At 45.0% G+C, this 25,855-nt stretch carries 23 protein-coding genes; 14 read left to right on the forward strand and 9 right to left on the reverse strand.

Annotated features, from left to right (window positions below):
• Nucleotide 1 precedes the first annotated feature (1 nt).
• A complete protein-coding gene (locus F0261_RS10020; RefSeq protein ID WP_014980173.1) occupies nt 2-1,678 on the reverse strand; it encodes a chloride channel protein in 1,677 nt (558 codons plus the stop codon).
• Nucleotides 1,679-1,784: 106 nt separating this feature from the next.
• Between F0261_RS10020 and F0261_RS10025 the strand changes: the two genes are divergently transcribed.
• Nucleotides 1,785-2,492, forward strand: a complete 708-nt coding sequence (locus tag F0261_RS10025; RefSeq protein ID WP_171337870.1) for a DUF6776 family protein — start codon at nt 1,785-1,787, stop codon at nt 2,490-2,492.
• A 58-nt stretch (nt 2,493-2,550) separates the two neighbouring features.
• Here F0261_RS10025 and F0261_RS10030 read toward each other — a convergent pair whose 3' ends face one another.
• Nucleotides 2,551-3,786, reverse strand: a complete 1,236-nt coding sequence (locus tag F0261_RS10030; protein WP_156086867.1) for a putative manganese transporter — start codon at nt 3,784-3,786, stop codon at nt 2,551-2,553.
• A 129-nt stretch (nt 3,787-3,915) separates the two neighbouring features.
• Nucleotides 3,916-4,338 carry an azurin gene (gene azu, locus F0261_RS10035; protein WP_171337871.1) on the reverse strand — a complete coding sequence of 141 codons (423 nt, stop codon included), beginning with the start codon at nt 4,336-4,338 and terminating at the stop codon, nt 3,916-3,918.
• Nucleotides 4,339-4,528: 190 nt separating this feature from the next.
• Between azu and F0261_RS10040 the strand changes: the two genes are divergently transcribed.
• The 5 genes from F0261_RS10040 (at nt 4,529) to minE (ending at nt 8,630) form a co-directional block, all read left to right on the forward strand.
• Nucleotides 4,529-4,867, forward strand: a complete 339-nt coding sequence (locus F0261_RS10040; protein WP_171337872.1) for a hypothetical protein — start codon at nt 4,529-4,531, stop codon at nt 4,865-4,867.
• A gap of 153 nt (nt 4,868-5,020) precedes the next feature.
• Nucleotides 5,021-6,394 carry an aspartate ammonia-lyase gene (locus F0261_RS10045; protein WP_075176833.1) on the forward strand — a complete coding sequence of 458 codons (1,374 nt, stop codon included), beginning with the start codon at nt 5,021-5,023 and terminating at the stop codon, nt 6,392-6,394.
• A gap of 353 nt (nt 6,395-6,747) precedes the next feature.
• Nucleotides 6,748-7,530, forward strand: coding sequence for a septum site-determining protein MinC (gene minC, locus F0261_RS10050; RefSeq protein WP_039226158.1), 783 nt, complete (start codon nt 6,748-6,750; stop codon nt 7,528-7,530).
• 30 nt (nt 7,531-7,560) lie between these two features.
• Nucleotides 7,561-8,370 (forward strand): septum site-determining protein MinD, encoded by an 810-nt coding sequence (minD, locus tag F0261_RS10055; protein ID WP_014977272.1) that lies wholly within the window; start codon nt 7,561-7,563, stop codon nt 8,368-8,370.
• A complete protein-coding gene (minE, locus tag F0261_RS10060; protein WP_014950572.1) occupies nt 8,370-8,630 on the forward strand; it encodes a cell division topological specificity factor MinE in 261 nt (86 codons plus the stop codon). Before minD ends, minE begins: the two co-directional genes overlap by 1 nt.
• 48 nt (nt 8,631-8,678) lie before the next feature.
• Here the strand turns inward: minE and F0261_RS10065 are convergent, their stop codons facing one another.
• A complete protein-coding gene (locus F0261_RS10065) occupies nt 8,679-9,512 on the reverse strand; it encodes a polyphosphate kinase 2 family protein (RefSeq protein WP_171337873.1) in 834 nt (277 codons plus the stop codon).
• Nucleotides 9,513-9,760: 248 nt separating this feature from the next.
• Between F0261_RS10065 and erpA the strand changes: the two genes are divergently transcribed.
• Both erpA and F0261_RS10075 read left to right on the forward strand, forming a co-directional pair.
• On the forward strand, nt 9,761-10,105 hold the full coding sequence (erpA, locus tag F0261_RS10070) for an iron-sulfur cluster insertion protein ErpA (RefSeq protein WP_014950570.1): 345 nt from the start codon (nt 9,761-9,763) through the stop codon (nt 10,103-10,105).
• A 191-nt stretch (nt 10,106-10,296) separates the two neighbouring features.
• Nucleotides 10,297-10,869 (forward strand): glutathione S-transferase family protein, encoded by a 573-nt coding sequence (locus tag F0261_RS10075; RefSeq protein WP_014980166.1) that lies wholly within the window; start codon nt 10,297-10,299, stop codon nt 10,867-10,869.
• Between the two features lie 72 nt (nt 10,870-10,941).
• Here F0261_RS10075 and F0261_RS10080 read toward each other — a convergent pair whose 3' ends face one another.
• A complete protein-coding gene (locus F0261_RS10080) occupies nt 10,942-11,934 on the reverse strand; it encodes a D-2-hydroxyacid dehydrogenase (protein ID WP_171337874.1) in 993 nt (330 codons plus the stop codon).
• Between the two features lie 155 nt (nt 11,935-12,089).
• Between F0261_RS10080 and F0261_RS10085 the strand changes: the two genes are divergently transcribed.
• Nucleotides 12,090-13,901, forward strand: a complete 1,812-nt coding sequence (locus F0261_RS10085; RefSeq protein ID WP_171337875.1) for a PLP-dependent aspartate aminotransferase family protein — start codon at nt 12,090-12,092, stop codon at nt 13,899-13,901.
• A gap of 201 nt (nt 13,902-14,102) precedes the next feature.
• Nucleotides 14,103-14,549, forward strand: coding sequence for an SRPBCC domain-containing protein (locus F0261_RS10090; protein ID WP_014950566.1), 447 nt, complete (start codon nt 14,103-14,105; stop codon nt 14,547-14,549).
• Between the two features lie 100 nt (nt 14,550-14,649).
• Here the strand turns inward: F0261_RS10090 and F0261_RS10095 are convergent, their stop codons facing one another.
• Complete coding sequence (locus F0261_RS10095) at nt 14,650-15,771, reverse strand: alkene reductase (RefSeq protein WP_171337876.1); 1,122 nt, start codon at nt 15,769-15,771, stop codon at nt 14,650-14,652.
• A 211-nt stretch (nt 15,772-15,982) separates the two neighbouring features.
• On the reverse strand, nt 15,983-17,302 hold the full coding sequence (locus F0261_RS10100) for a carbohydrate porin (RefSeq protein ID WP_171337877.1): 1,320 nt from the start codon (nt 17,300-17,302) through the stop codon (nt 15,983-15,985).
• Nucleotides 17,303-17,801: 499 nt separating this feature from the next.
• On the opposite strand from F0261_RS10100, the gene fucP reads away from it, so the two are divergent.
• Both fucP and F0261_RS10110 read left to right on the forward strand, forming a co-directional pair.
• Nucleotides 17,802-19,085: an L-fucose:H+ symporter permease gene (gene fucP / locus F0261_RS10105; RefSeq protein WP_171337878.1), complete on the forward strand. Its 1,284-nt coding sequence runs from the start codon at nt 17,802-17,804 to the stop codon at nt 19,083-19,085.
• A 300-nt stretch (nt 19,086-19,385) separates the two neighbouring features.
• Nucleotides 19,386-20,639 carry an SLC13 family permease gene (locus F0261_RS10110; protein ID WP_039235284.1) on the forward strand — a complete coding sequence of 418 codons (1,254 nt, stop codon included), beginning with the start codon at nt 19,386-19,388 and terminating at the stop codon, nt 20,637-20,639.
• A gap of 62 nt (nt 20,640-20,701) precedes the next feature.
• On the opposite strand, the gene F0261_RS10115 is transcribed toward F0261_RS10110, so the two are convergent.
• Both F0261_RS10115 and F0261_RS10120 read right to left on the reverse strand, forming a co-directional pair.
• Nucleotides 20,702-21,904: an anhydro-N-acetylmuramic acid kinase gene (locus F0261_RS10115; protein WP_171337879.1), complete on the reverse strand. Its 1,203-nt coding sequence runs from the start codon at nt 21,902-21,904 to the stop codon at nt 20,702-20,704.
• Nucleotides 21,905-21,914: 10 nt separating this feature from the next.
• A complete protein-coding gene (locus tag F0261_RS10120; RefSeq protein WP_171337880.1) occupies nt 21,915-23,240 on the reverse strand; it encodes an OapA family protein in 1,326 nt (441 codons plus the stop codon).
• 302 nt (nt 23,241-23,542) lie between these two features.
• On the opposite strand from F0261_RS10120, the gene tyrS reads away from it, so the two are divergent.
• Nucleotides 23,543-24,742: a tyrosine--tRNA ligase gene (gene tyrS, locus F0261_RS10125; RefSeq protein ID WP_014999392.1), complete on the forward strand. Its 1,200-nt coding sequence runs from the start codon at nt 23,543-23,545 to the stop codon at nt 24,740-24,742.
• A gap of 370 nt (nt 24,743-25,112) precedes the next feature.
• Nucleotides 25,113-25,820: a hypothetical protein gene (locus F0261_RS10130; protein ID WP_171337881.1), complete on the forward strand. Its 708-nt coding sequence runs from the start codon at nt 25,113-25,115 to the stop codon at nt 25,818-25,820.
• The last annotated feature ends 35 nt before the right edge of the window (nt 25,821-25,855 follow it).

The raw sequence follows: 25,855 nt of genomic DNA on the forward strand, positions 1-25,855 counted from the left end.
ACTAATAATGAGCCTTTTGTAAGAAGCTTTGTAAGATATTCCACGTTACTACGCCAATAATATCGTTTAGCTCCTGATCGTAAATATAAACTGCGCCAGAGCGCGAGTTTTTAAGGTGTTCGTATACTTCGTGCAGCGTAGACTGCGCGCTAATACCTTCCATTTCGTAATAGTTTAACGCTGTTGCATCGTGTTCCAAACTCACATTGTATTGGACCAGCTTATACTGCACATCTATTTCAAATTTTAACTTCTGAATGACAATTTTTGTTGGATCGCTTTCTAAGTAGTTAATTAACGCTTGCTCCGGCGCATCGTGAAATAGCTTGTACTCGGTATTCATCGCTGCAAGTACGCCCGTTTTCTCAAGTGCTTCACGAATAGACGAGATAGCGTAAGGGAGATTTTGATAATCAAGCTGGCGTATGAAAATAGAGCGGTTGCCAAAGAACTGCGTAGAAGTCACGTAAGCAGGCACAATTACCAACATGGCTGGTAGAATAATTTGCGGGCTGTACGATAGTTCCATAACCGCGGAAAGCGCTGCAAGAGGCGCGTGCAATACTGCGGTCAACATGCCTGCTATGCCTAACAGGGCGAAGCTGTTGGTAAATTCGGGTACGTCAATAAAGTACGACAGTGGCAATAAAAGTACGGCGCCAGCGAGCATGCCAATAACCATCACTGGGCCAATGATCCCTCCTGGAATACCGAGGCCAATAGCAAATACCGCCAAGATAACTTTAAACACCAAAGTAGAAACCAACAGCAGCGCGCCGGGGGAGCTATCAAATAAGTGCTCAACATCGATAAAGTTGGCGCCAAGGGCTTCAGGTATAAACATACCAATGGTACCGGTAATTAGCGCAGCAAGTATTAAACGCCACACCATGGAAACCGGCCTGAACCACGTCATCACCCGCATAAGCTGGCTATTGAATAAAACGGCCAGCATGCCCAACAGAATGCCTAGCAGCACCAAGTAAAAATACATCCACTGGCTAAATGCATTAAACGATAAAAACGAAAGCTCGTTTACTTCTCCAAATACAATGCGAGTGAGCACCGAGCCACAGGCAGCAGCCAGCATGACAGGAACAAAAATATGTATTTTGTATTCCCTAAGTACCACTTCCATCACGAATATTACGGCAGCAAACGGGGTGTTGAAGGATGCGGAGATCCCTGCCGCAATGCCGCAGCCTGCAAGTATTCGAATACTGTTGTAGGGCAAGCGAAGCCATTGCCCTAAGAAACTACTGCCTGACGCGCCTAAATGAACGGAAGGGCCTTCTCGACCGACAACGAAACCGCCGGCCAGGGCTAGCATGCCCCCAAAGAACTGGTTAATGGTGGTTCTAAATGGAATATGACCGTAATAGTACTTCACTCGATGAATAACGAAGGGAATACCTAAACGGTAGTGCTTGAAGCCCGTAAGAAAGGCGATAAACAGAATTAATCCTACACTGGTAAATGGCATGATAAGCCAAACCAACCAGTCATAGGTAAGCACCGACTGAAGCGACGAAACGCCTGTTTCTTGTAGCCATTCCACGCACAGCCGAAACAGTATAATGATAAGCGCCGCGCAGGTTCCCCCTACAATGCCCAGCATGCACAACTGAATGGATGTGCGTGGATGAGCTACTTCCTCTCTTAAAGCCTGCAAGCGCATGTTGTGGTACAGTAGATTAACGTAAAAAGAAGCTTACCATAAACACCTAAAATTCATAATGTTTAGAGCGCCTTAGCGCACGGTGTTTTTTGTTGATGTAGATATCATGACGACAGATCAGTTAAAAGAAGTTTTAGGCAACTACAAGTGGACACTGTTAGTGGCGCTTATTATGTTTGCCATGGTTGGGTTCGGCTATAAGCTAGCGCGAATTATTGACGAAGGCGACAGCAAGAAAGTACAGGCTCAGCAAGAAACTATTGCTATTTTGTCTGAAGAAAATCATGCGCTTACTACCAAAGTGAATCAGCTGGAAGTCGCCATGGAGCTTGCCACGCTCGAGACGGAGAGCATTACCAATACGTTAGGCGAACAGAAAAAAGAACTAGAGGCGCAACAAGAATTACTGAGTTTCTATGAACGCGTCGTGGCGCCTGAGAAAACCGACGAAGGTTTTGCCATTGAAGGGGTAGAAGTTTTTAAGTTAAGTGACAATACCTATCAACTTAGGTTGGTTCTGCTGCAGTCTAAACAGCAAAAAGCAGTGATAAATGGCAGTTTAGATATTGCCGTAGTCGGTCAGCGAAACGGTGAAGCGTTCACGCTGAAATCGGGCGAATCGAGCCTGCTGGCAGAAGATATCAAATATCGCTTTCGCTTTTTCCAAGCCGTTAACGTAACTCTCACTATCGAGGAAGATATAAACCCCGAATCCATTGCTTTTTCTACAACGGTCTATCAATACAAAACCCGTAAAGGCAACTATGAGATAAGCGTGCCGTGGAATGAAGCGCTTTCTGTCGAAATAGAGTAATCGCTGTGGGGCAGCGCTAGCCTATCCGTTAATTCAACCTTTTAACGCATCGAAAGCTTTATTCAAACAAATACCAGTAGCCATAACCCACAAGAAATGCAGGAATAGCAGAGTACACTGTGGCAATAAGCGCTGCTTTGGGTGAGAGCGCAATGGCGGGAAACAACGCGTCGCCGTCATTACTTATTGCATTGCCAAGTTGTGCTGAAAACGGAACTGCGCCATTAAGGTATAAGCTGGTTACCAATATCTGCGGACCGCAACCAGGTAAGAACCCGATGATGATCGCCAGGCCAACTAAGCCGGGGCCCATGGATTGAAGCAGCCCTGCAATGTCTAGCCCAAACCAGACAACAGACAGCTCGAACATAAGAAACGCGAGTACTACCCATGCCAATACAAACTGTGTGTCTAGTGCGGCTTTCTCTTGCCATTTAGGCGGAGGCGGAATTAAATCCTCTTTCGTAATCGAAGCGTATCCGCTTCCCGAACCACACAAAGACCATAGTCCAAGGCTCGAAATACATAACGCGGCACCAATCAGCGTTAGTGTACTTTCACTGATAGCAAGGTAACTGTGTACGGGAAGTTGAAAGGCCAAACCAAGCGCAATCGCCAACGAGGGTAAGCTCGCAATCATCCAGAATACTTTAGAAAGTGATATGGCTTTGTGGCTTACTGTTTTGGGTTTATCACAGTTTTGCGATTGTTGGAGCGCACCATCGGCTTCAGGAGCCTGGTAATTATGAAATTTATTGACCACTAGCCCCGTCATTGCACCCACCGTGACGCTGACGGCCATTACGGTTAAGGCATCTAACGGTGCTTGGGCGAGTAACAGAAATGCAGCATCGCCCATAGTGCTGGTTAGCACTGCTACCACGGCTCCAAAGCTTGTCACACCTCGCGTGTACTGAGTGACAACGATAATAGCACCGCCGCAGCCTGGCAGAGCACCAAGTAGGGCAGATAATCCTACCTCATGTACAGGGTGCGCTTTCATATAATTACCAATGGCTTCGGCCGAAACGCGTAACGTGGCGACGTAATAAAGCGCAAGCGATGCATATACAAACGCTGCCACTTGAAAAAATGCATCTGACAACACCGATAAGGTAATCGCACGGGTGCTGTTATAAGTAAGAAGAATGGCTATAAACAGCGGCATCAACAGCCGCTTATTGGTTAAGTGAGGAAAAAAAACGTTTCTTAATAGGGCGCTAGTAAAAGAAGGTAAGTGCTTATACCGGACCACCGCCTTAGCGCTTTTTGATGTGTGAGACGCCGTATCCATTACAACTACACCCTCGACCTACTGTTATCCATGTTTAAGGCGTGCCTAGGGGCTGTTGACCTTTGGTGTACGAATTTTGGTCTAAATGGAAGCCTTTTAATCGCGAAACAGTCCTGCAAGCCTAGCGGGCTAAGTTAAAGGACTGTGACAAAGAGTAAAGAAAAACATGTATTCTTCATCTTTGCTTAACCCTTCAACAGAAAAGGTCGTAGAAGTCTGTTCACCGCCGCCAATAATGTCAGTCGCGCCAATTACACGCTCATCGTCTGGCTTAACGTAATTGTTGTCTAAACCCGCACTCATACCGTCTGTTGCCACTGCTTGTCCGTTGGCTTTTGTTGTCATCACCCAGTTATGGCCCATGGCTTGTTTAGGTAACTGACCTGTGTGCTTCAAAGTCACGGTAAACTCGCTACAACTCGCCGGGATAACAACGTTCGACGTATTGAATTGCATGGCGTCGTTTGATTCCACAGTCACTTCGCATTCGTTAGCAAATGCACCAGAGGCCATAAGAAAAAGGGCTGTGCCACCAAGTAACTTCTTGATCATAAATAATGTCCTTTGAATTTTGGTTAACTTCACCTATCGGTGGAATTGGAAGATCCAATTTTCTTTACGAAAAAGAATAGCACTGGATCATTGTAAATGCTAACGATTATCATTTATATTGAGTGGTATATAAAGAAAGCGCTTTTATGTACATCGAGCTTTTTTGTTTTTTCACGCACAAGGGATGCACATGTCTTCGATACGAAATGCAGTTCAACACGTTCGATTTGGATACAACGACAATGAGCTGAACTCAGCGCTTTTAAGAAATTATCTAGATGGCGTAACTTTCGTTGCCAACTTATTGCCAAGTGATAGAGACAAATTTTCTATCTATAAAAATGCGGTTGAGGTGCTTTATGAAACCCTGTGCGATCCGCAGGTCAGTCAGCAATGGCGGCATAGTTGTTTAGAGCATTTGTACAAGCCGTTACTTAAAGCTGAGCGCTACGCGTGTAACGAGAGTGATCGAATTGCGCTTGCGAGAATAAAAATAGACATGAACACCAGAGAGCCTGTTGATCTTTGATGTACAGCAAAGGTCTGCAAGCGCTAGTGCACCATTTTTTATAATTCACTTACTAGGGCCTAGTTTTCTAATGCCACTAGCCCTAATAGGATTCTGATAAAAGCGTGGCAACCACGCCGAAAAACTAGCTATATCAACACAAGGATACAAGTCATGACAGCAACACGCACAGAACGCGACAGTATGGGCGAGCTACAGGTCCCCGAAAATGCACTCTACGGCGCGCAAACTCAGCGTGCCATTCAAAACTTCCCTGTAAGCGGGCAGCGCATGCCCGAAGCCTTCGTACGCGCGTTGATTACAGTAAAAAAAGCCGCAGCACAAGCCAACATGAAACTCAAAGTGCTGGATAAAGATCGCGGCCAAGCGATAGTTAAAGCCTGTGATGAGCTGTTGGCACTTGATGATGTGATGCAGCATTTTCCCGTTGATATATTTCAGACTGGTTCAGGCACGAGCACAAACATGAACGCCAACGAGGTCATTGCTCGCTTAGCCTCTCGTTATTCTAGCGAAGAGGTTCATCCGAATGATCATGTAAATTACGGGCAAAGTTCAAATGATGTGATCCCTACCACCATTCATGTTAGCGCGGCTATTGCATTGTCAAACGAGCTTATACCGGCCGTTGAAAGTTTAGTTCGTACTATTGAAGTTAAAGCAAAGTCGGTAGCGCAATACTGCAAAACCGGACGCACTCATCTCATGGATGCGATGCCTGTAGGCATGGATCAAAGCTTACTGGCTTGGGCTTCTCAGCTTAAGCAGCAGATTAAAACCCTGCGCGCTGTGCAGCCAGCTATTCAAACCCTTGCCCAAGGAGGCACTGCCGTGGGAACAGGTGTAAACGCCCATGCGGATTTTGCTACGACATTTTCAGATGCGCTAGGGGAGCTGACCGACATTGCGTTTAAGCCCGCTGACAATTTCTTTGCATTGATTGGCTCTCAAGACACAGCAGTGACGCTTTCCGGTGCGACAAAAAGTTTAGCCGTCACCCTCATGAAAATTGCTAATGACTTGCGCTGGATGAATTCTGGGCCTTTGGCTGGTTTAGGTGAGATTGCGCTGCCTGCGCTACAGCCAGGTTCATCGATTATGCCCGGCAAGGTAAACCCGGTTATTCCGGAAGCAGTGGCGATGGCTTCAGCACAGGTAATAGGTAACGATACGGCGATTACCGTAGGTGGGCAGTCTGGGAATTTTGAGCTAAATGTAATGCTACCAATGATTGCCAGCAATTTGCTTTCAAGTCTGTCGCTAATGACCAACAGTGCGACGCTAATCGGCGAGCAGGCGATCGAGGGCTTTACTGTAAATCAAGATAACATTGAAGCTGCGCTTTACAGAAACCCCGTGCTCGTCACCGCGCTCAACCCTGTTATTGGCTATGCTAAAGCCGCAGAAATAGCAAAAACAGCCTACAAAGAAAACAAGCCTGTTATTGATGTGGCTGAAGCGATGACAGATATCCCCAGAGGCGAGCTAGAATCACTACTAGACCCGAAAAAACTTACCACACCTTAAAGCGCTGTGAGAGAACGAAGATGATAAAAAGTGCGATCTGTGATCGCACTTTTTTTGTGGTGAAAGAGATGTTTGTATACAAACAGGACGCACTAAAAACTCGCATGATCCACGCTTGATTAAAAACTGCTCAACGATTGGCACGTTCTTGGCTTGTTCTAAGGTTATTATCAGGGTAAAACGTGTTTTAACCGGTATACAGTTGCTGTATGCGAACGGGATTTTTGATACAGTGACGCAATAAATAAATTGTATAGCTGCGTAAGACAGCAACAGACACTAGCGCTAATAGGTTTTGCTTATTGTCATGGCTAATTGCTATGAGGAAAGTGACGCCTTTTCGGGAAGAAAAAATGACAGAAACTTGCTTTCGCATGAAGGGCACTACGCTCACCAGTATTGTGTTAGAAGTAATAGATTTTGAGCCAGATAATTTTGAAGCTCAGTTATCTCAGAAGGTCGCGAGCGCGCCGCAGTTCTTTACCCGTTCCTCACTGATTTTACATTTGATAAAGCCTTTATCTGCTACAGAGTTCGAGCTGCTGGTGGCGCTATGTCGTCGATTGCAATTACAGCCCATGGCCGTGAAAGGTGAGGTGGCAGAGCTGAAGCCTACCATCAATGACTTGGGGTTAGCCGATGTAAGCCAAAGCAAATTTACAGACAGCGCACTTCGTTCGAACAAAGCGAATGGTAGTGAAAACAATAACGGAAGCGGCGAAAACCCGTCTCAAACCGCACAACAAGATCAAACCGTTTCAGCGCCGCCAAAAAGTGAACCGGCTCCTGCAGCCGCAACCACGCTCAAACCTGCCAAAGTAATTAACCGTCCGGTACGTTCTGGTCAGCAAGTCTATGCCGAAGGCGGAGACTTGGTGGTAACGGCTTCTGTAAGCGAGGGGGCTGAGCTGCTTGCCGATGGTAATATTCATGTTTACGGCACCCTGCGCGGCCGCGCGTTGGCAGGCGTAAAAGGCAATACGGGAGCCCGTGTATTTTGCCAGTCGTTAGACGCGGAACTTATTTCAATTGCAGGGCAATTCATTATGCACGAAACCGTGAAAGGTGAATGTTGGAAGAAACCTGCACAAGTATATTTAGAAGACGAAACATTACGTATAGAGCCGTTGGCTTAATGCTTTGTACGCACTAATAGGAAAGAATAGATGGCAAAGATTATCGTAGTAACCTCAGGAAAAGGTGGTGTAGGCAAAACTACATCGAGTGCAGCAATAAGTACGGGACTTGCGTTAGCAGGCCATAAAACGGTAGTGATCGACTTCGATGTGGGCTTGCGAAACCTTGACCTTATCATGGGATGTGAACGCCGTGTTGTTTACGATTTTGTAAACGTCATTAATAAAGAGGCCTCACTTAAACAGGCACTAATTAAAGACAAAAGAACGGAAAACCTTTTCATTCTTCCGGCATCACAAACTCGCGATAAAGACGCGCTTACCGTTGATGGTGTGCAGGCCGTATTAGACGAGCTTAAGAAAGACTTTGAGTTTATTATCTGTGATTCGCCAGCGGGGATTGAGCAAGGCGCACAGATGGCGTTGTATTTCGCTGATGAAGCCATTGTGGTTACTAACCCTGAAGTGTCTTCTGTACGTGATTCAGATCGTATTTTGGGTATTCTTCAAAGTAAATCGATGCGCGCAGAAAAAGGCGAACCGGTTAAAGAACACCTTTTATTAACCCGTTACAACCCAAGTCGTGTTGAAAGTGCTGAAATGCTAAGTGTTGCAGACGTTGAAGAAATATTGGCGATTCCACTATTGGGTGTTATTCCAGAGTCTGAATCGGTGCTGAAAGCATCTAACCAAGGTCAGCCGGTTATTCTTGACGAAGAAGCTAATGCAGGACAAGCTTATGCTGACGCTGTAAAACGTCTGCTAGGCGAAACTGTTCCACATCGTTTCCTAGAAGCAGAAAAGAAAGGGTTCTTTAAGCGTCTGCTAGGAGGGAAGTAATGGGAATTTTCGACCTGCTCAAAAAGAAGCAAAAGCCAAGCACCGCAGCGGTCGCCAAAGAGCGGTTACAAATCATTGTTGCACACGAACGTAAAAAGCGAACAGAGCCTGATTACTTGCCAATGATGCAGCAGGAAATTATTCAGGTAATTCGCAAATACGTGACGATTGCTGACGATCAAGTATCAGTACAGCTAGACAATAACGATGATTGCAGCGTACTTGAATTGAACGTCACTTTGCCAGACAGCAATAACTAAGGCTTAATCGCTTAATTAGTTATGGCTGCCTGCCAGCGTTCTTTCACCTTAGTCGCTCATTAGATCCTCATCGACATCTAGTTGTTTGGAGGCAAGCGCGATTAAACGCTCATCAAGTGGAGGCGGAGAGATATCTACGCCTTCACTGAGTTTGGCGATAACGGCGTCAAGTACGTTAACCCTTGCTTGCCACTTAAACTCCCCGTTAATTACATGCCATGGCGCATAACACGTGTGGGTGTGCTTGAACATGTCATTTGTAGCTTCTACGTAGGCGTTTCGCATCTTGCGGTTATGCAAGTCTTCTTCGGTTAACTTCCAGCGCTTGAAAGGATTGTGCAGCCGCTCTTCAAACCGCTCCCGCTGCTCGCTTGACGAAATATGCATAAAGAGTTTGATAATACGAACCCCGCTGTCACTGAGCGTTTTCTCAAATGCGTTTATTTCTTCATAACCGCGCTGCCATACCTCTTCATCTACCAGTTTATCTACTCTTTCTACAAGCACTCTTCCGTAATGTGAGCGGTCAAATATTTTAAGTGTGCCAGGGGAGGGGATGTGTTGCCAAAAGCGATAGAGAAAGTGTTTGTCTTGGTCTTCTTTTGCGGGCTTTGCCACAGGAAATACGCTCACGCCACGAGGGTCTAATTTCTCAGTAATACGCCTTATAACGCCGCCTTTCCCTGACGCATCCCATCCTTCAAACACAATGAGTGCTCGTTTTTTCTGATGAAAGTAAGATTGCTGAACGTGAAAGAGTTTTTCTTGCTGTTTTACTAACGCGTCTTTGTATTCTTCTTTGCTCGTAAAGCAAGACTGTCCGAAATCGTCAAACAGCACTGGGGGAGAAGAAGGTAATTGGGAGTTGTCGGTTGTACTCATATGCCGCCCCTTTATTCGTGTATCGCCAATATTTTAGATACGTTGACCACACTGCTATTTTCTATCTGTTAGTGTTAACTAGTTTACTTAACTTTTCTATCTCAACGTGCCACTTAACAGAAATGCCGTTAATGTGCAGTAACTTGAATCGTTAAGTTTTGCCCCAATAATTGCTAACTATCCGCAAGTATTAGATAATTGCGACCAAGCACAAAGTGCGAAAGCACGAGGTTAATGTAGAGGTGGGTATGTCTGTAGAAACGGCGTTGCCAATTGAGTTTTCAGACGCTGCAGCAGCGAAAGTGAAAGCCCTTGTTTCAGAAGAAGAAAATCCTGATTTGAAATTACGTGTATACGTAACAGGTGGTGGTTGTTCTGGCTTCCAATATGGTTTCACGTTTGATGAGAAGGTGAACGAAGGCGATATGACCATTGAAAAAGACAGCGTAACTATGGTTGTCGACCCGATGAGCTTACAATACTTGGTCGGTGGCATTGTCGATTATGTAGATGGTCTGGAAGGTTCACGGTTTTTAGTTCAAAACCCAAATGCCACGACGACCTGTGGCTGTGGTGCAAGCTTTAGCGTTTAAGGGCTTAAGCTATACACTACTACGCTTTTTAAGCGTTGAACGTTCAGCTTTGAGCGCTTGATGTTAATACGATAGGCATACATCGCATCATTTTGTATGCCTGTCGGTTGTCTTGTTCTCAACACTTCCTTTTATTTTCAAATTCCGGCTACACTGATTTCATAGAACGACTACGGTTTAGGACAGCGTTTATGAAATTATATGGCTCCACCACTTCTCCCTACGTGCGCCGCATTCGCATCGTACTTGCGTCTACAGAACATAAATTTCTTAATCTTCAAATTTTTTCAGGTGAAGATCGCGAGTTGCTCGCCTCTCGCAACCCTACGCTTAAAGTGCCTTGTCTTGAAGATGACGGCCAAATGATTTTCGACTCTCGCATTATTTATAACTACCTTGCCGATAAGCTTGATCACGAAGGGTTAAGTTGGGAAGAAGAGAATCAACTAACCCTGATTGATGCAGCTAACGACTCCTTTGTTCAGCTTATGCTGCTGAAACGTTCAGACTTTGATATTAGCGAAGACAAAATGTATTACCGTCTTCAAAACGAGCGAATTGAAGCTGTGTTAGATGCGCTGTCAAACCAGCTTGATGCGGGTGGATTTAGTGGTTGGACTTATCCCGAAATCTGTTTGTACAGCATGATTGACTGGGTACTTTTCCGTGAGCTACACAGCATGAAGGATTATCCTCAGCTGTTATCATTTCATGAAAAGCACCATGATCGCATTGAGATAACGGCAACTGACCCTAGAATTTAAGCGTCAGCGTAACCAGCTACAGACAGGCTGTATTTTAGTCTTGAATGGATGACGAGAAGGGCTATTTGAACGCTAATAGCCCTTTGCAAAATCAAACTGGTAATTGAGCGATTCACCATTGATGTAACGCAGTACATTTTCTAAAAACACGTCAGCTACATCGCTCGGTTGAGATTCCGCGGCAGTATGAGCGGTCACCGAAATACGCGGGTGCTGCCAAAATGGATGAGCTGGGTCGAGAGGCTCGTTACGAAAGACGTCCAATACTGCATGGGCCAATGCGCCGTTGTCTAAAGCTTGCAAGAGCGCATCGTCGTCAACCGCACTGCCTCGCCCTGCGTTAATAAATACACTGTGGGGTTTCAGCGCACTAAAAAATTCGTGAGAAAGCATGTTTTGCGTAGATGACGTGTCGGGCATTAAATTCACCACGTGGTCACATGCTCTGGCAAACGCTTCGATAGTGTCGGGTGTATAAACAGCATCGGAACCTTCCACTGCTTGCCCGCTTCGGGTTAAACCCACAACGCTCATACCCAATGCGTGAGCAACGGGGATCAATGCTTGCCCAATACTGCCCAGTCCAGCAATGCCAAGCGTTTGACCATTTAGCGGCATTCGCTTTGATGCTTCCCATATTGGCGGAGCGGCACGCTGGTTTTGCTCAAAAGCCTTTACGTTTCTGGCATGCCCAAGCAAGTAAGCAAAAACATATTCCCGCATTAGCTTACCAAAAATTCCCTTTAGTCCGGTAAGTATGTAGTTCTTCTTATCGGCATTTAGAAGGGGAGCATTGCCTGCCCAGGTAGACTGACACCAGGTGAGTGCTGAACATGTATCAATAATTCGAGACGCAAGGTCGGGGTCTGCAAGCAGTACCGTAACGGTTTCTGAATTTACATCTTCAGGGCATTGAGCAATTTGTTTAAGCGTTAAAAGCGGGAGACCATCAGCGCCTATGAAGTCGTTATTATCTGCTATTCTTTGACGAATCGCTTCGGCAATATCATTCGCCTCATCGCTTAAAATGGTCAGTTCAATCCTCTTTGAACTCCTTGCTGTCATTTGCTTAACACTCCTAAAGTAAACTTTTCTTTCCTCTGTCTGACTGCACAATCGTAACGCTAATTGTTCTAAAAATGTGATTTAAGTTTTACATTTTTGTAAACAGTGTTGGTGTCATGTACATGCACCTGAAGTCAATTTGCAACGGAATCGCTATGCAGTCAGAAAATAAATTCCAAAACTCAACAGATGTTGATGTAACGCACGCTAAGGTGCTTTCACCTAAGCGTAACACGACCCAAGCCGAAACAACGCAGGCTTTAGTTGAGGAACAATTATCTCATTTCGGTATAAATGCTGAGAGCGACTACGGTAGGGCACTCGCCAACACCGCTCATCACCTATATGGTGCTCAAGCAAGCGTTATGCAGCTATGGGATATTACGAGTAATACGCTACAAGGACTTGATAAAGAAGACAGACTGGCTTATTTCAACGCTAAAAAGTTTCTGTCTTTTCAAATTGCGAAGATACTGGATACGTTGCAAAACCCATTTCGTGCCACGTACCAAAGTTTGTCGAGTGGCAATGGCTCGCAAGGGCACTATCCACTGTTCGACAATGTCACGGCACTTTTTTCTGCAACACCCGTGGTGGTAAGAACAGCGACTTATGTGTATGCCTGTACTGAATGGGTCGACGACGCGTTTCAAGGCAAAGAATTTACTCACCAAATTTATTCACGTCTGTTGAACCCAACGAATATTTCACTTGCTAACGCCATTGTGGATATGGAAGCGGGTCCTTACGCTGCCGAATATCTAGCCTGGAACTTCAACTCGGGCATGGCTGCCATTGACGCGTGTTTATCAAATGTTCTTAGTCATGGCGATGTACTGATTGTTTCGAGGAACGTGTACGGCGGAGTGTACCAGCTACTTCATGATTATTTCGCCCGCAGCAACCGAATGGACATACAGATTGCGTGGTTTGACGGTTATGACGCACAGAGCTTTGCAGAGTTCATGCAGCAAACTAAAACTGAACATGCGTCGCGTTTAAGCAATGGTGCGAAAATGCACGTGTATTTAGAGTCGCCTTGTAACCCACATGGTTACGTATTGGATGTGCCTGGGATCTGTGAATTAGCGCATGCACAAGATGCGTTGGTAATGTTGGACTCCACCCTTGCTACACCTGTACTGCACCAGCCACTTCAGCATAAAAACAAAGCTGCGCGACCCGACTATGTCATTCACAGCTACACCAAAGATTTGTGTGGTAGCGGTGCTACCACAGCAGGCGTAGTTATTGGCGAAGGGCACCGTATGTTCCAGCCAAAAGGCAGTTCAGCAAATGGTGTTGATTGGTCACAGACCATGTTTTGGGATGTGTACTACATCAAAGGTGCGTTCTTAGACTCTGAAAAGGCCTTTGACGTATTAAACGGCATGAAGACCTTAGAGCAGCGCATGATGACCAAGGTCATCAATACGCAAGTGTTTACTGCATTTTTGAATGCCCACGATCAAATTCGCGTTAACTGTCACGCACTGCCTGAACACAGTAATGCCGGTTTGCGTGAAAAGCAGCATACACACGGCTGGCCGTGTACTTTATTCACGGTTGATATGGCGCCGGCAAACCTGCCTCGCGATGTATTTGTGCGGTTCTTCGATGCCCTAGAGCCTGCATTCAGCCACCAAGTGAGTATTGGCCAGAATAATACGATAATTTTATGCCCGGCGCTGACCTCTCACTCTGAGCTCAGCTCAGACGAGCAGAAGAAAGCAGGGATAGAACTGACGACTATGCGTATTGCCATGGGTACCGACAACGTTAAACAGCTCATTGCCCACTTTATGCTAGCCGCCAAACATTTTATCGAGCCTCATGCTCCAGGATTTTGTGAGAAGTTTATGGCAAATGCCGACATCGACAATCTGTATTTGTCGGTAAGTGAAAGAGTAAGTTCACAGCACTTTGGCAGCAAGGCCAGTATGGATTCACTGATGAAAGGTGCATAGGTTCATTTTTTAGCTCAAGAAGTTGCTTTGAGCTGTCGATAAAAAATATTGAGGATGTTCTCCTTCTCCCGGGCCTTTCCTTACGCGGGCTCGGGATTTTTTTATTTATAGCAAAGGTAAATGACGCTAGAGCGCCTAACTTTTGTTATAAGGTAAGATAGACACAGATCTTTAACGTCAAAGAATATCTAAGGCAGCCTTATGCACGAGTTTAAAATTGATGTAACGCTAGATGCATCATTGCCCTTTGTTTTTGCAGCATTTCACGAGCCTGAATATCTTAGTGAGTGGTTTGCACCGGGCGATTGTTCGGTCACACAAATCATGAGTGATTTCAAGGAAGGCGGTCGCTATCGCATAAAGATGATGGATCCCAGCGGTATTGAAATGTCATTAACTGGTGAGTATGTGACTATTTTAGCGAACGAACAGCTGTCGTTCTCTTGGGCGTGGGAAGATGATATGGAAGAGTCGGTGATGACATCAGTGGACATTCACTTCGAAAAGACTGAAGAGGGGAATGTCAGGTTGGTTCTCATTCAGCAGGGCTTTCTCAATAAGCAAGAGTGCGATCAGCACAACTACGCGTGGATGTCGTGTCTAGAAAAACTTGCCGTATTAGCCGCTAAGAAAAAGTCGTTTAACTAAGGCCATATTTAAATAGTGAGAACGCGTTAGCATTACGCATCGTGTTATTTCAAATAACGCTTTTGAAAAGGGCAGAGCGCTAGGCTCTGCCCTAAGACAATCAGGTCAGCGAAGTCATCGCGTCCTTCCCACTCTTCTCTCGGTAGGTTTCAAAATCGTTGTAGCCTTCTGCGCCACCTCCGTACCACGATGATGGATCGTCAAAGGACTCGAGAGGGTAATTATGCTTAAATCGTGTCGGAAGATCTGGATTCGTGATCCAAGGTCTTCCGAACGCAATCATGTCACCATCGCCGTCAGATAAACGTTTCTCGGCTTCTTCTTTGGTGTAGCCACAGTTTCCAATGATCATACCGTCGAAAAGCGCTCTAAATTCAGCAAGGGTCATGGCTTCGCCTCGTTCATGGAAGCCAAAGGCCAAGCCATCCATTACGTGTAAATAACCTATCTCCAATTTGTTTAGCTGTTGGGCAACAAAGGTAAAGGTTTCACGAAAATCATCGGCCCCCATATCGTTAAACACCCCGTTTGGCGATAATCTCACGCCAACGTGCTCTTTATCCCACACGCTCAATACTGCGTCCATCACCTCGGCCAAAAAGCGGTAGCGGTTATCGACACTACCACCATAATTATCGGTGCGCTGATTGCTGCGGCTATCCAAAAATTGATTGATGAGATAGCCATTTGCAGCATGAACTTCCACACCGTCGAATCCGGCTGCCTTGGCGTTAACGGCCGCTTCTTTGTAGTCTTGCACTGTGCGTTTTATATCGTCAAAGGTCATCGCCTTCGGCACTTCGTAGGGCTTCTTGCCTTTAGGCGTGTGAATTTCGTCCCCTTCAATTTTTATTGCTGATGCAGACAGGGGCAAATTTCCATTGTGGAAATCGCTGTGTGATGCGCGTCCAGTATGCCAGAGCTGCAAAACGATTTTTCCCCCTGCCTCGTGCACTCTATTGACCACCGAGCGCCAGCCCTCGACCATTTTGTCGGTATAAATTCCAGGGGTATCAACCCAGCCTATGCCTTCTTCTGAAATGGCCGTTGCTTCAGTAATAATGAGCCCTGCATCTGCGCGTTGTACATAGTGATCGCCCATAATTTTATTGGGTATGCGGTCGGCGCCAGCTCTACCTCTCGTCATAGGGGCTAATACCATGCGGTTTTGCAATGTATTCTCTGCCCAATCAAACGAGCTAAAAAGTACTGAGTCTGTCATTCTTATTCCTTATTCAACGTAGAATAGATTGATGTTGAAGCGCTAAGCGTATTGGTGCTCAAAACGCTATAAGATAGTAGTGAATACAGAGATAGCGAGAAGTTGGATTTGTGGAAAGTTGTCCTTGAAACTAATTAAACACAACGGCAGGGAATGGCATCGGTTTGAAAAAAAGCGCCCGAAGGCGCTGTAAAGTGTATTGCAGGGAGATTTAAAGTATCAAAGCCGCTAGGTTTACGTCGAACCTTAGGCCCAGAACAATCGCATCATCAAGTGCCATGACTCTGTCGCGCTGTGCGAATTGGTCGGGGTTGATAATGTAGTGAACGTTCGGCTGAATTCTTACGTGGTCATTGAGTTGATAACCATAACTTAGCTCTAACATGGTTTGGCTGCTTGCTGGTGTACCAACCCCGCCGTTTATGCTTCTTAATATACGCTGATCCTCTAGCGCTTCGTCACTGTACTGTTGACGGGTAAATACGAAGCCAATGGTATCGTCAGGGCGTGAGGCCAGTGTGCCTCGCAATACAAAGCCCGCTTTTATATAGTAGTCTTCAATCAGCTCGCCCGAAGTACCGGTTAGCACGGCACCGAATAGTGTTAACCCTTCTTTCGTAAGTGGGTTAGGACGAGTAACAGTTTGTTCAAAACGTGCGAATATACCCGAACGACCGTTTCTAACAGCGTAATCATTGCCTGACTGCGCCGCATAGTTGCCGTCCTCATCAAAGACTGGGTCGGTGTAGTCTGCGCCATCGTACCAACCGCCAATTTCGTAGCGTCTTGGAAGTTCGTCATTGTCCCACGTAGTTTGATAGCCCAGAGTGAAGGGCACAACAACACCTGTAGCCTCATTAGTCGCCCAATCGAAGCCGTGATCGCCTAAGTCTTGATGACTGGTGTTATCTTCATAGACGCCGGTATGAAAATATGTTTTTGGCGAAAGCCAGTATTTCGCATGGCCACCCCAACTCGAAACCGGCCACCAAGTAAAGTTACTGGTTCTAAATACAAAGGTTGGGTTCCCACAAGCAGCATTGGTTTGAAAGTACTGACAAAGTTCAGAGCCTAAAAAGCTGATATTCGCTACTGTGCGGCCACCTTCCAGTTCTAAATCGCCATCTAAAAACGAGGAAGAAATCGTAAACCGTGCAAGACGGGTATTTTGGCCGCCAAATATTTCTTGTACGGACGTACTGTTCCCAATGTAGTGCTCGGCTAAGTTTTTGCCGTGTCGGTTTGTCATGGCAATATGGATTTTGGTGTCTTTCCAGCCCGCTAGCGTATTTAAATCTAATTCCCCACCTACAAAGAGCTGACCAGCATAGGCACTGCCTCTGCGTTCACCACCGTCAATATTGGTGGCTGACTCACCCGTATAACTAGCTTGAAAGTCAAACGCGTCTTGAAACTTACTTTGTGATGCTGACGCAGTGGCGGCAACAATGGCGGTGCTTGCGAGGAGCGCTGTTTGCAAGCCTGTCTTACATCCAGAAAAGCGACGGGTAATTGTAGGTGTTTTCATCATTATTCTCTCAATTAAAAATGTTTATCAACCGCAGCTTGTTATGAGCGTGTGACTGATGACATCTATGCATTTGTTGCTAACTCCTTGTTGACGCGAGATAAATCAGAGTTAGCTAACGTTACAACGCGTTAACATATGCTTATTTTGAACGAAATCTAACTAACCTTTGTTATTAAATCAACCTTGTTTATTTATTTCTTTTGCTACATTTGTGTGTTTTTCGTTAATAGTGGGGAGATGCGATGGCAATATTTCAAGGTGAATAGAAAGCGCTCAGTGAGGCTTTCTATCTTGGTTATGTTATTGTCTATTAAGAAATTTTCAAAGGACGTTTTATCCGTTTAATAACAGTCACGCATTTTCTGTTAACGGTCGTCTACATATAAAGTCTAATTTTTAACGCAATTTGAAATAAGTAAATCAAATTGATTTATTGACAGGGGTAAAGAGCAATGCTTAAATTGGTTAACTAATTTTTTACAAGCGAAAGGCCGTTCTTATGAAAAACAACGCCCCTTTGGTTTCCAAAGACACATTGATTCCCTTTGTATTGTTAACGATTTGCTTTGCTGCATGGGGTGTGGCTGCGAACATGACAGACCCTTTGGTAAAGGTATTTAGTAAAATATTTACCATGTCGTCTTTGCAATCGGCATTGGTTCAATTTGCCTATTATGGCGCGTATTTTTGCTTAGCCATTCCTGCTGCTTTTATCAACAAGCGCTTTTCTTATAAAACAGGTGTATTGACCGGACTGGGCTGCGCGGCCGCGGGGGCATTTCTGTTTTATCCAGCCAGTCAAACCATGACTTACGGTTTTTTCCTTGCTGCACTTTTTGTATTGGCTGGTGGATTATCCATTCTGGAAACGTCGGCGAACCCTTACGTCATGGCGATGGGAAATCAAAAAAGTGCGACACGCCGTTTAAATCTAGCTCAAGCATTTAATCCCGTTGGTACTAATTTAGGTGTGTTTTTGGCTGCAACGCTTATATTACCAAACCTGAATCAGGCATCTGCACAAGAGCGTGCCGCCATGTCGGTAAGCGAGCTTAAAAACGTGATAGGGGCTGAGCTTGATGCGGTAATGCTTCCTTATGTAGGTATGGCATGTGTACTCGTTTTGGTTTGGGTTGCAATCTTCCTGATCAAAGCGCCAATTCAAGAATCGGTTGAGTCTAGTGTGGAAGACGTTAAGTTGGGCGCTTCGCTTAAGCGGTTAGTAGCCAACAGGCATTATCGATTTGGCGTATTGGCTCAGTTTTTTAATGTCGGAGCACAAACGTGCGTGTGGACCTTCACCATCCAATATGCAATGAAAGCGACAGGTGGCAACGAAGTGAGTGGTGGTGAAATTTTACAATACAGCATGATTGTATTTCTAATTTCTCGTTTCGTGATGACGTGGGTAATGCAGTACCTCTATCCAGCTAGACTGCTAATGATCATGTCACTGATTGCCATGGCGCTATGTATCTTCATGACACAGTCTCCTAATTTAGCAGGCGTAATCGCATTGGTATCTATCTCTGCCTGTTTGTCACTCATGTTTCCAACGATTTACGGCATTGCGCTTGAAGGTCTGGGGGAAGACACTAAGCTAGGCGCAGCAGGCCTTGTAATGGCCATTCTTGGTGGAGCTATTATGCCGCTCTTCCAAGCCGCCATTATTGATAGCGCAGGTGTTGTTGTGTCATATATTGTTCCAGCTATTTGCTTCTTGCTAGTAGGTGGCTATGGCTACTTCGACATGCGCGCCAAAAAGAGCAGCGCTAAGCCTTAGTCCGAAATAGACGCAGATGCCCTTAAAAAGATGGAAATGGGAATAGCTAAATAGTATTTCTTCAGAAACGTGTACGGGCCAGTGATTCTATCACTGGCCTTTTTTGTATATTGAATACGTTATGTATTCCACTTTTTTGAGGAATGCACTCAATTAGTTAACAGCATTTTTTCACCGTATTTTCATCAGTTTAGTGCATGTTGAATATAACTGATTTTTCCCCTTGTATAGCGCAGAACACCTGCTAAAGCATGAACAGCAATCGTATAATTCACCCCTGACAATTTGGGAGTAAAACGTATGCTGGACTATGTGCTCATTGGCATAGCGGTAATGGCATTATTGGGTGTGGTATTTGAAGAAGTGCTTCACGTGAATAAGGCCAAAACCACATTATTTTTCGGAACATTCGCATGGATCCTTCTTTTCATAGATGCGAATAGGGGCCCTCACCTAGCAGAGCTCAATGAACACCTCATAGAAAACATAAGTGAAATATCCACCCTCTGGTTATTCCTTGTAGCGGCAATGACTTTCGTTGCTTACCTTAACCGCAAAGGCATGATTGAAAACATGTTAAACATTATCATGCCGCAAAAAATAACCCTCAAAAAACTCATATTCTTTACCGCTATTTTTAGTTTTTGCTTCTCCTCGCTAGCTGACAACATCACAGCGACCTTGGTGTCTATTGCCATGGTTTTATCCTTGGGTTTGCCCTTTAACCAAACCATGCGATTTGCCGTGCTAGTGGTATTTGCGGTGAACTCTGGGGGCGTGTCGCTAATAACCGGGGATGTCACCACTCTTATGATTTTCTTGGATGATAAGGTCACTATAACTCAGCTGCTCTTACTCATTATTCCTTCACTCACAGCAGTACTATTTCTAGCGTTACTGTTGAGTATAGGTATGAAGGGGGAAGTTAAAATAAAAAAAACACGTCATGAACTTAGGCCGGTTGATTACGTAATTGCGGGAATATTTCTGTCCACTATTGTACTGACGTTAATTGCCAATGTGCTTTTTGCTATTCCACCTATGCTTTCGTTTTTAGCGGGTATGGCGGTTATGTTTTTAGTGGCAACCTTTATGGGAGAAGAAAAATATGATGATCCTATCTTGGACTATATTCGCCTAATAGAATTCGACACGCTTCTGTTTTTCCTTGGGGTGTTGCTGCTTGTCGGAATGCTCGATCACATTGACGCATTGGGCGCACTTTTACATGTATATAGCGTAATGCCTTCAACAGGAGCCAACTTTGTGATGGGGGTGTTGTCTTCCATGATAGATAATGTGCCATTAACTGCTGCGTTGTTAAAAGCGGACATTGCCATGTCGACAGCTGAGTGGATGGCGTTCACGTATGCAGTAGGCGTTGGGGGCTCGTTACTTATTATTGGCTCATCAGCAGGTATTGTTACCATGAGTAAGGTTAAGGGCCTGACGTTCGCCAAATACGGCAAGTTCGTGTTGCTTCTTCTTGCAGCGTATAGCGTGGGTTACGCGCTGGTATTGGTAATGGCGAATTTGTTTGTTACGGCAAGTTAATTGGTGACGTTGCTTTTATAAACAGAACCAATAAAGCGTTTGAGGGCGATAGCCTGTCGCCCTTATGCTTTTTTATATAACGCTCCGAGTACTGTGGCTTTCGAAGCCCCTGTGACTTCAGGCACGTTGCCTGGAATATCATTCATATACGCATGTGCAAACCACGCAAATGCTGCGCCTTCAACGTGCTGTGGATGGATGCCCAGAGCATGGCTGTCTGTTACTACATAATCGCTTAATGCATTGCTCAGGTTATGCATCAATGCTTTGTTGAATGCGCCACCGCCACACACTATCACTTCGCTTTTTGCGCCTTCTCTATTCGTTTTAGGTAAATGCTTCGCAATTTCCTGAGCGATAGTGCTACCTGTTAGCGAAAGTAAGGTTGCTTGCACGTCTTTAGGGGCTAAATTATTGTTCTTTTCTTCGCTTTGTAGCTCTGCACTAGAAGGGAAGTAATCGGCAAGCGCATTGCTTAACCAATTGATATTGAAATACTCTCTTCCAGTACTTTTAGGCGCAGGCAAAGCAAAGTAATCATCCAGTAAGAGCCTGTCTAACAGACCTGAGTGACACTGCCCTGACGCCGCCCATGCACCGTCTTTATCAAAGCTTTTATTTAAATGAAGGCTTATCCACTGATCCATCAAGGTGTTACCTGGTCCGGTATCAAACCCTTTAGGTGGCGAAGCATCTTGTTTTGGCGCAAGCAGTGAAACGTTTGCTATACCGCCAATGTTAACGAGTGCTCGGTGTTTATCATCACTGGCAAATACTGCATTGTGAAAAGCGGGAACTAAGGGAGCACCCTGACCACCAAGGGCAATATCTTTGCGCCTAAAGTCGGCAATAACATCAATGCCGGTAAGAACGGCGATGGTATTAGGATCGCCTATCTGACAGGTGAAGCCGCGTATGGATGATTCTGCAAAGTGTGCTGACAATACATCGGAATTCGGGTGGTGACGCACGGTTTGGCCGTGCGAGCCAATAGCCGTAATGTCCAAGGGACATAGGTTGTTTTTCTCAAGCAGCGCTAAGGTGACCTTTGCAAAGGTTTCAGCAACCAGTCTATCAGCGATGGCCAAACTATTAAGTTCATCAGGACCTTCACTACATAGTGCATTGAGTGCAGTAAGTAATTCGGCAGAATAAGGAATTGAATGGGCGGCGAGGGTCGTGCAAGAAGTATGTGTAATATCGCATAGGACGGCGTCGACGCCGTCCATGCTAGTACCTGACATCAGGCCAATATATTTTGCCATCTAGTCGTCGCTATTGCATCGCAAGCATAATGCGCTTGTTATTATCTAGCTGCTCTTGGCGTATTGCGGCAATTTCCATAAATCTTTCTTTCTCTTCCTTAGCAATAGGAAGCGCCTTCGGTAGTTCTACCGTACGTGGGTTTCGGTGAACACCATCCACTAAAAACTCATAGTGAAGATGGGCGCCAGTAACCATACCTGAACTACCTAAATAGCCCACGGTTTGGCCTTGCTTAACCGTATCTCCCACTTTCACTGCACGCTTCTTAAAGTGAAGATATTTGGTCGTGTATTTCTCGCCATGCTGAATGAAAACATGGTGACCGTTATATTTATCGTATCCCGCTTTAATTACTTTACCGTCACCCGCAGCCATAACTGGCGTACCAACCGCAGCAACGTAATCTGTACCGCGGTGCGCTTTCCAACGCTTTTGCACTGGGTGGAAGCGAGCTTTTGTGAAGTTAGAGCTTACATATCTAAAATTCACTGGCGCACGCAGGAAGCTCTTACGCATACTGCGCCCTTCAGGCGTGTAGTATGTGCCATCTTCGTGAAGAATAGCGCTAAAATGCTCGCCTTGGTTAGTAAATTCCGCTGCTACGATGTCGCCGTAACCGACAAATTCACCATCAATGTACTGCTCTTCGAATACTACGTTAAACGTATCGCCAGATCGGATCTCAATAGCGAAGTCGATATCCCAGCCGAAAATGCCAGCTAAATTCATAATTTGATTGCTGGTTAAACCTGCTTCACTGGCGGCATTCCAAAAACTTGAGTGAATTTCACCTTGGGCGAAGTTGTAGCGAATGTCTACATCTCGCTTTTCAAGCTCAGCGGTTAAGGTGCTGTTCTCATCCGACGATTCTGGACGTACAAACAGGGTTTCAGTCGAAGACAATTTGTACTTCAACTCGCCAAAGCTGCCGTCTTTATTTGCTTTAAACGAAAGTTCATCACCAGGCAATAAAGTAACCAGCGTTTTCGTAAGCTCACCTGCCTGCGTTACGTTATATACGTCACGCGACGTGAAGCCAGCACGCTTAAACAGTTTTGCTAATGTATCGCCACTGCGCACCTTGTACGTCTGCCATGAAGATTCTTCTTCACCAGAAAATACGTTGGTTGACGGTGCAATATGAAGCTCCACCGGATAGCGGACACCTGCATCCAGAATGTGTGCTTCTTGATGGCGACTGGCTTCTACTGGTTCACTTGGAAAAAGAATAAGCCCACCCAGAAATAAGCTAGCTACTGCTAACCCAGTTCTGTGCTGTTTCGGTAATTTTTTAAATAAATTGAGCGCTTTCGAAGCGTCTAATTTCTTTCTCATACTACTGCCCACCTGAGAAATGTTATGTGCACAACACTATTTCACATACGTTGCTCAAAAATGCAACTTTTCTCATTATATTGTTAGCGCAAATTGTTACACCCAATAGCTCTTATCGTCGGGATTATCTCTTGAGTCCACGTTAATTCAGTACTCTGAATTCACGTTAAAAGCTGTTGGGTTTAACAACATGACTGTTTGTAATCCGTTTTTTGACGCGCAAACCTTTTAATGGTTCCGTTGTACGCGTAAAATGCCCGCCAATATTGAATATACAGTTTTTTTAAGAGTGTGACGTACAAATGAAAGATTGGCAAACAGCGCTAGCTGAGATTAAACGGGGCGTTGATGAAATACTCCCCGAAGAGGATTTAATTGAAAAACTAAAATCCGGCAAAACCCTTACTATCAAAGCGGGTTTTGATCCAACTGCGCCTGATCTGCATCTTGGTCACACTGTGTTGATCAACAAGTTGCGTACATTTCAGCAACTAGGCCACAAAGTTGTTTTTCTTATTGGCGATTTTACTGGCCTAATAGGCGATCCTACAGGTAAAAATGTAACACGCAAGCCTTTAAGTAAAGAACAGGTATTAGAGAACGCAAAAACGTATCAGGAACAGGTGTTCAAGATCCTTGACGAAGATAAAACGGAAATACGTTTTAACTCAGAGTGGATGGACGACCTTGGTGCGGCGGGCATGATCAAACTTGCTGCAAGTCAGACTGTTGCTCGTATGCTAGAGCGTGATGACTTTAAAAAGCGTTATAACAACGGTCAGCCAATTGCTATTCATGAGTTCCTGTACCCGTTGGTGCAAGGTTGGGACTCGGTAGCGCTTAAATCTGATGTTGAATTAGGTGGTACAGACCAGCGCTTTAACTTACTAATGGGTCGTGAACTTCAAAAAGAACAAGGACTCACTCAACAGTCTATTGTTATGGTACCGCTTCTTGAAGGTCTAGACGGCGTTCAGAAGATGTCTAAGTCTTTGAACAACTACATTGGTATTACAGACGCGCCAAACGACATGTTTGGTAAAGTGATGTCTATTTCTGATGATTTGATGTGGCGTTACTATGACCTTCTAAGCTTCCGTCCGCTGGAAGAGATTGCTGAGCTTAAAACTCGCGTTGCGAACGGTGAAAACCCACGTGATATCAAAATCATGCTGGCGAAAGAAATTATTGCACGCTTCCATGACGACGCAGCAGCAGAAGGTGCGCATCAGGACTTTATTCAACGTTTCCAGAAAAATGCTATTCCTGACGACATGCCTGAGCTTGAAATTGCATTAAGCGATGAGGGTATTGCCATTGGTAACTTGTTGAAAGAAGCTAACCTTGTAGGTTCGACTTCAGATGCTATGCGCATGATTAAGCAAGGCGCAGTAAAAATTAACGGCGACAAAGTGGAAGACACCCGCTTAGTAATCACCGAAAAAGGTGAAAACGTGTATCAGGTGGGTAAACGCAAGTTTGCGCGTATTACACTAGCCTAATGTTTTTCTGATAGTTTTTGAAAGCCCGCTTAGTTAAGCGGGCTTTTTTTTGCCTGAAATATAAGTACTAGAGGAAAGTAGGGGGATTATTTTTTAGAAGGCCCTAATTACTCATACAAAGTTGAGCTTCAACCCAATTTAACAGTGGGGATATTGGCTTTAACGTTTATAAGTAATTGTCGCTAAAAGTTTTTTTATTTTTTTACTTTTTTTTGAAAAAGTTTGTCAGGTTTTTGCAATCGCTATCGTCTATAGGGGAAAAATCAATCAATGAACCCAACTGTACGATAAGCAGTTAACGCGTAGCAGGCTGGGATGAAACAACAGTGAAACTCAATACTAACGCTTACGCAATGCAAAGGATAAAAACATGACAACGGTAACTTCAACAAGTGAAATATACCAACAAGCTAACAAGAGTCTTCCTGCGAAGGAAGCGTTCACATGGCTGAAAGAGGGTTGGCAGCTTTTCGTAAAAGCGCCTTTTAAATTATTGGGGCTTTCTTTTATTACCTTATTTGCCGCGGGGCTCATTCAAGCGTTAGCAGGGCCAATTGGCCTAGGCATATCGAAATGGATAGGTCCGCTTCTGGCTACCGTGATGTGGCTGGCCATTGCCAACTTAGCAGAAAATAACAAGCTGAGATTGTCGGGCGGAACCCTGCGCTCATGGACAAATGTTGCCTTGTGGAGTTTGACCGGGCCAGTAATCGCGTGGATCCAATTTCAAATTGGCGCTATGTTAATGGGCGCAGATTCAGTGGCGGCGTTAGCAAATGGTGTTGTAGTAGATGTACCCGCTTGGAAGGTCGGGCTAATGATGGGCTCGGCAACACCAATAAATTTACTGCTTTTATTTGTACCTATGTTGCTTATTTTAAAACATCGCTCAATCCCAGCATCTTTTACAAATAGTATTGCTGCAGTAGTGGGCGCTTATAAGCCGATGTTGATAATAGGTGCCCTGATTTTCTTAACAGTTGCACTTGCGCCCTATACTTTCGCATTGTCGGGATTAGTGTTTGGCCCTATTGTTTCATGTATGTGCTTTGTTGCTTACCAGCGCTTATTTCGCTAATCAGCTAGGAAGCGTAATTCAACTGCTCACTTAAA

The organism is Alteromonas sp. 07-89-2 (assembly GCF_013113925.1).
Taxonomy (GTDB): domain Bacteria; phylum Pseudomonadota; class Gammaproteobacteria; order Enterobacterales; family Alteromonadaceae; genus Alteromonas; species Alteromonas macleodii.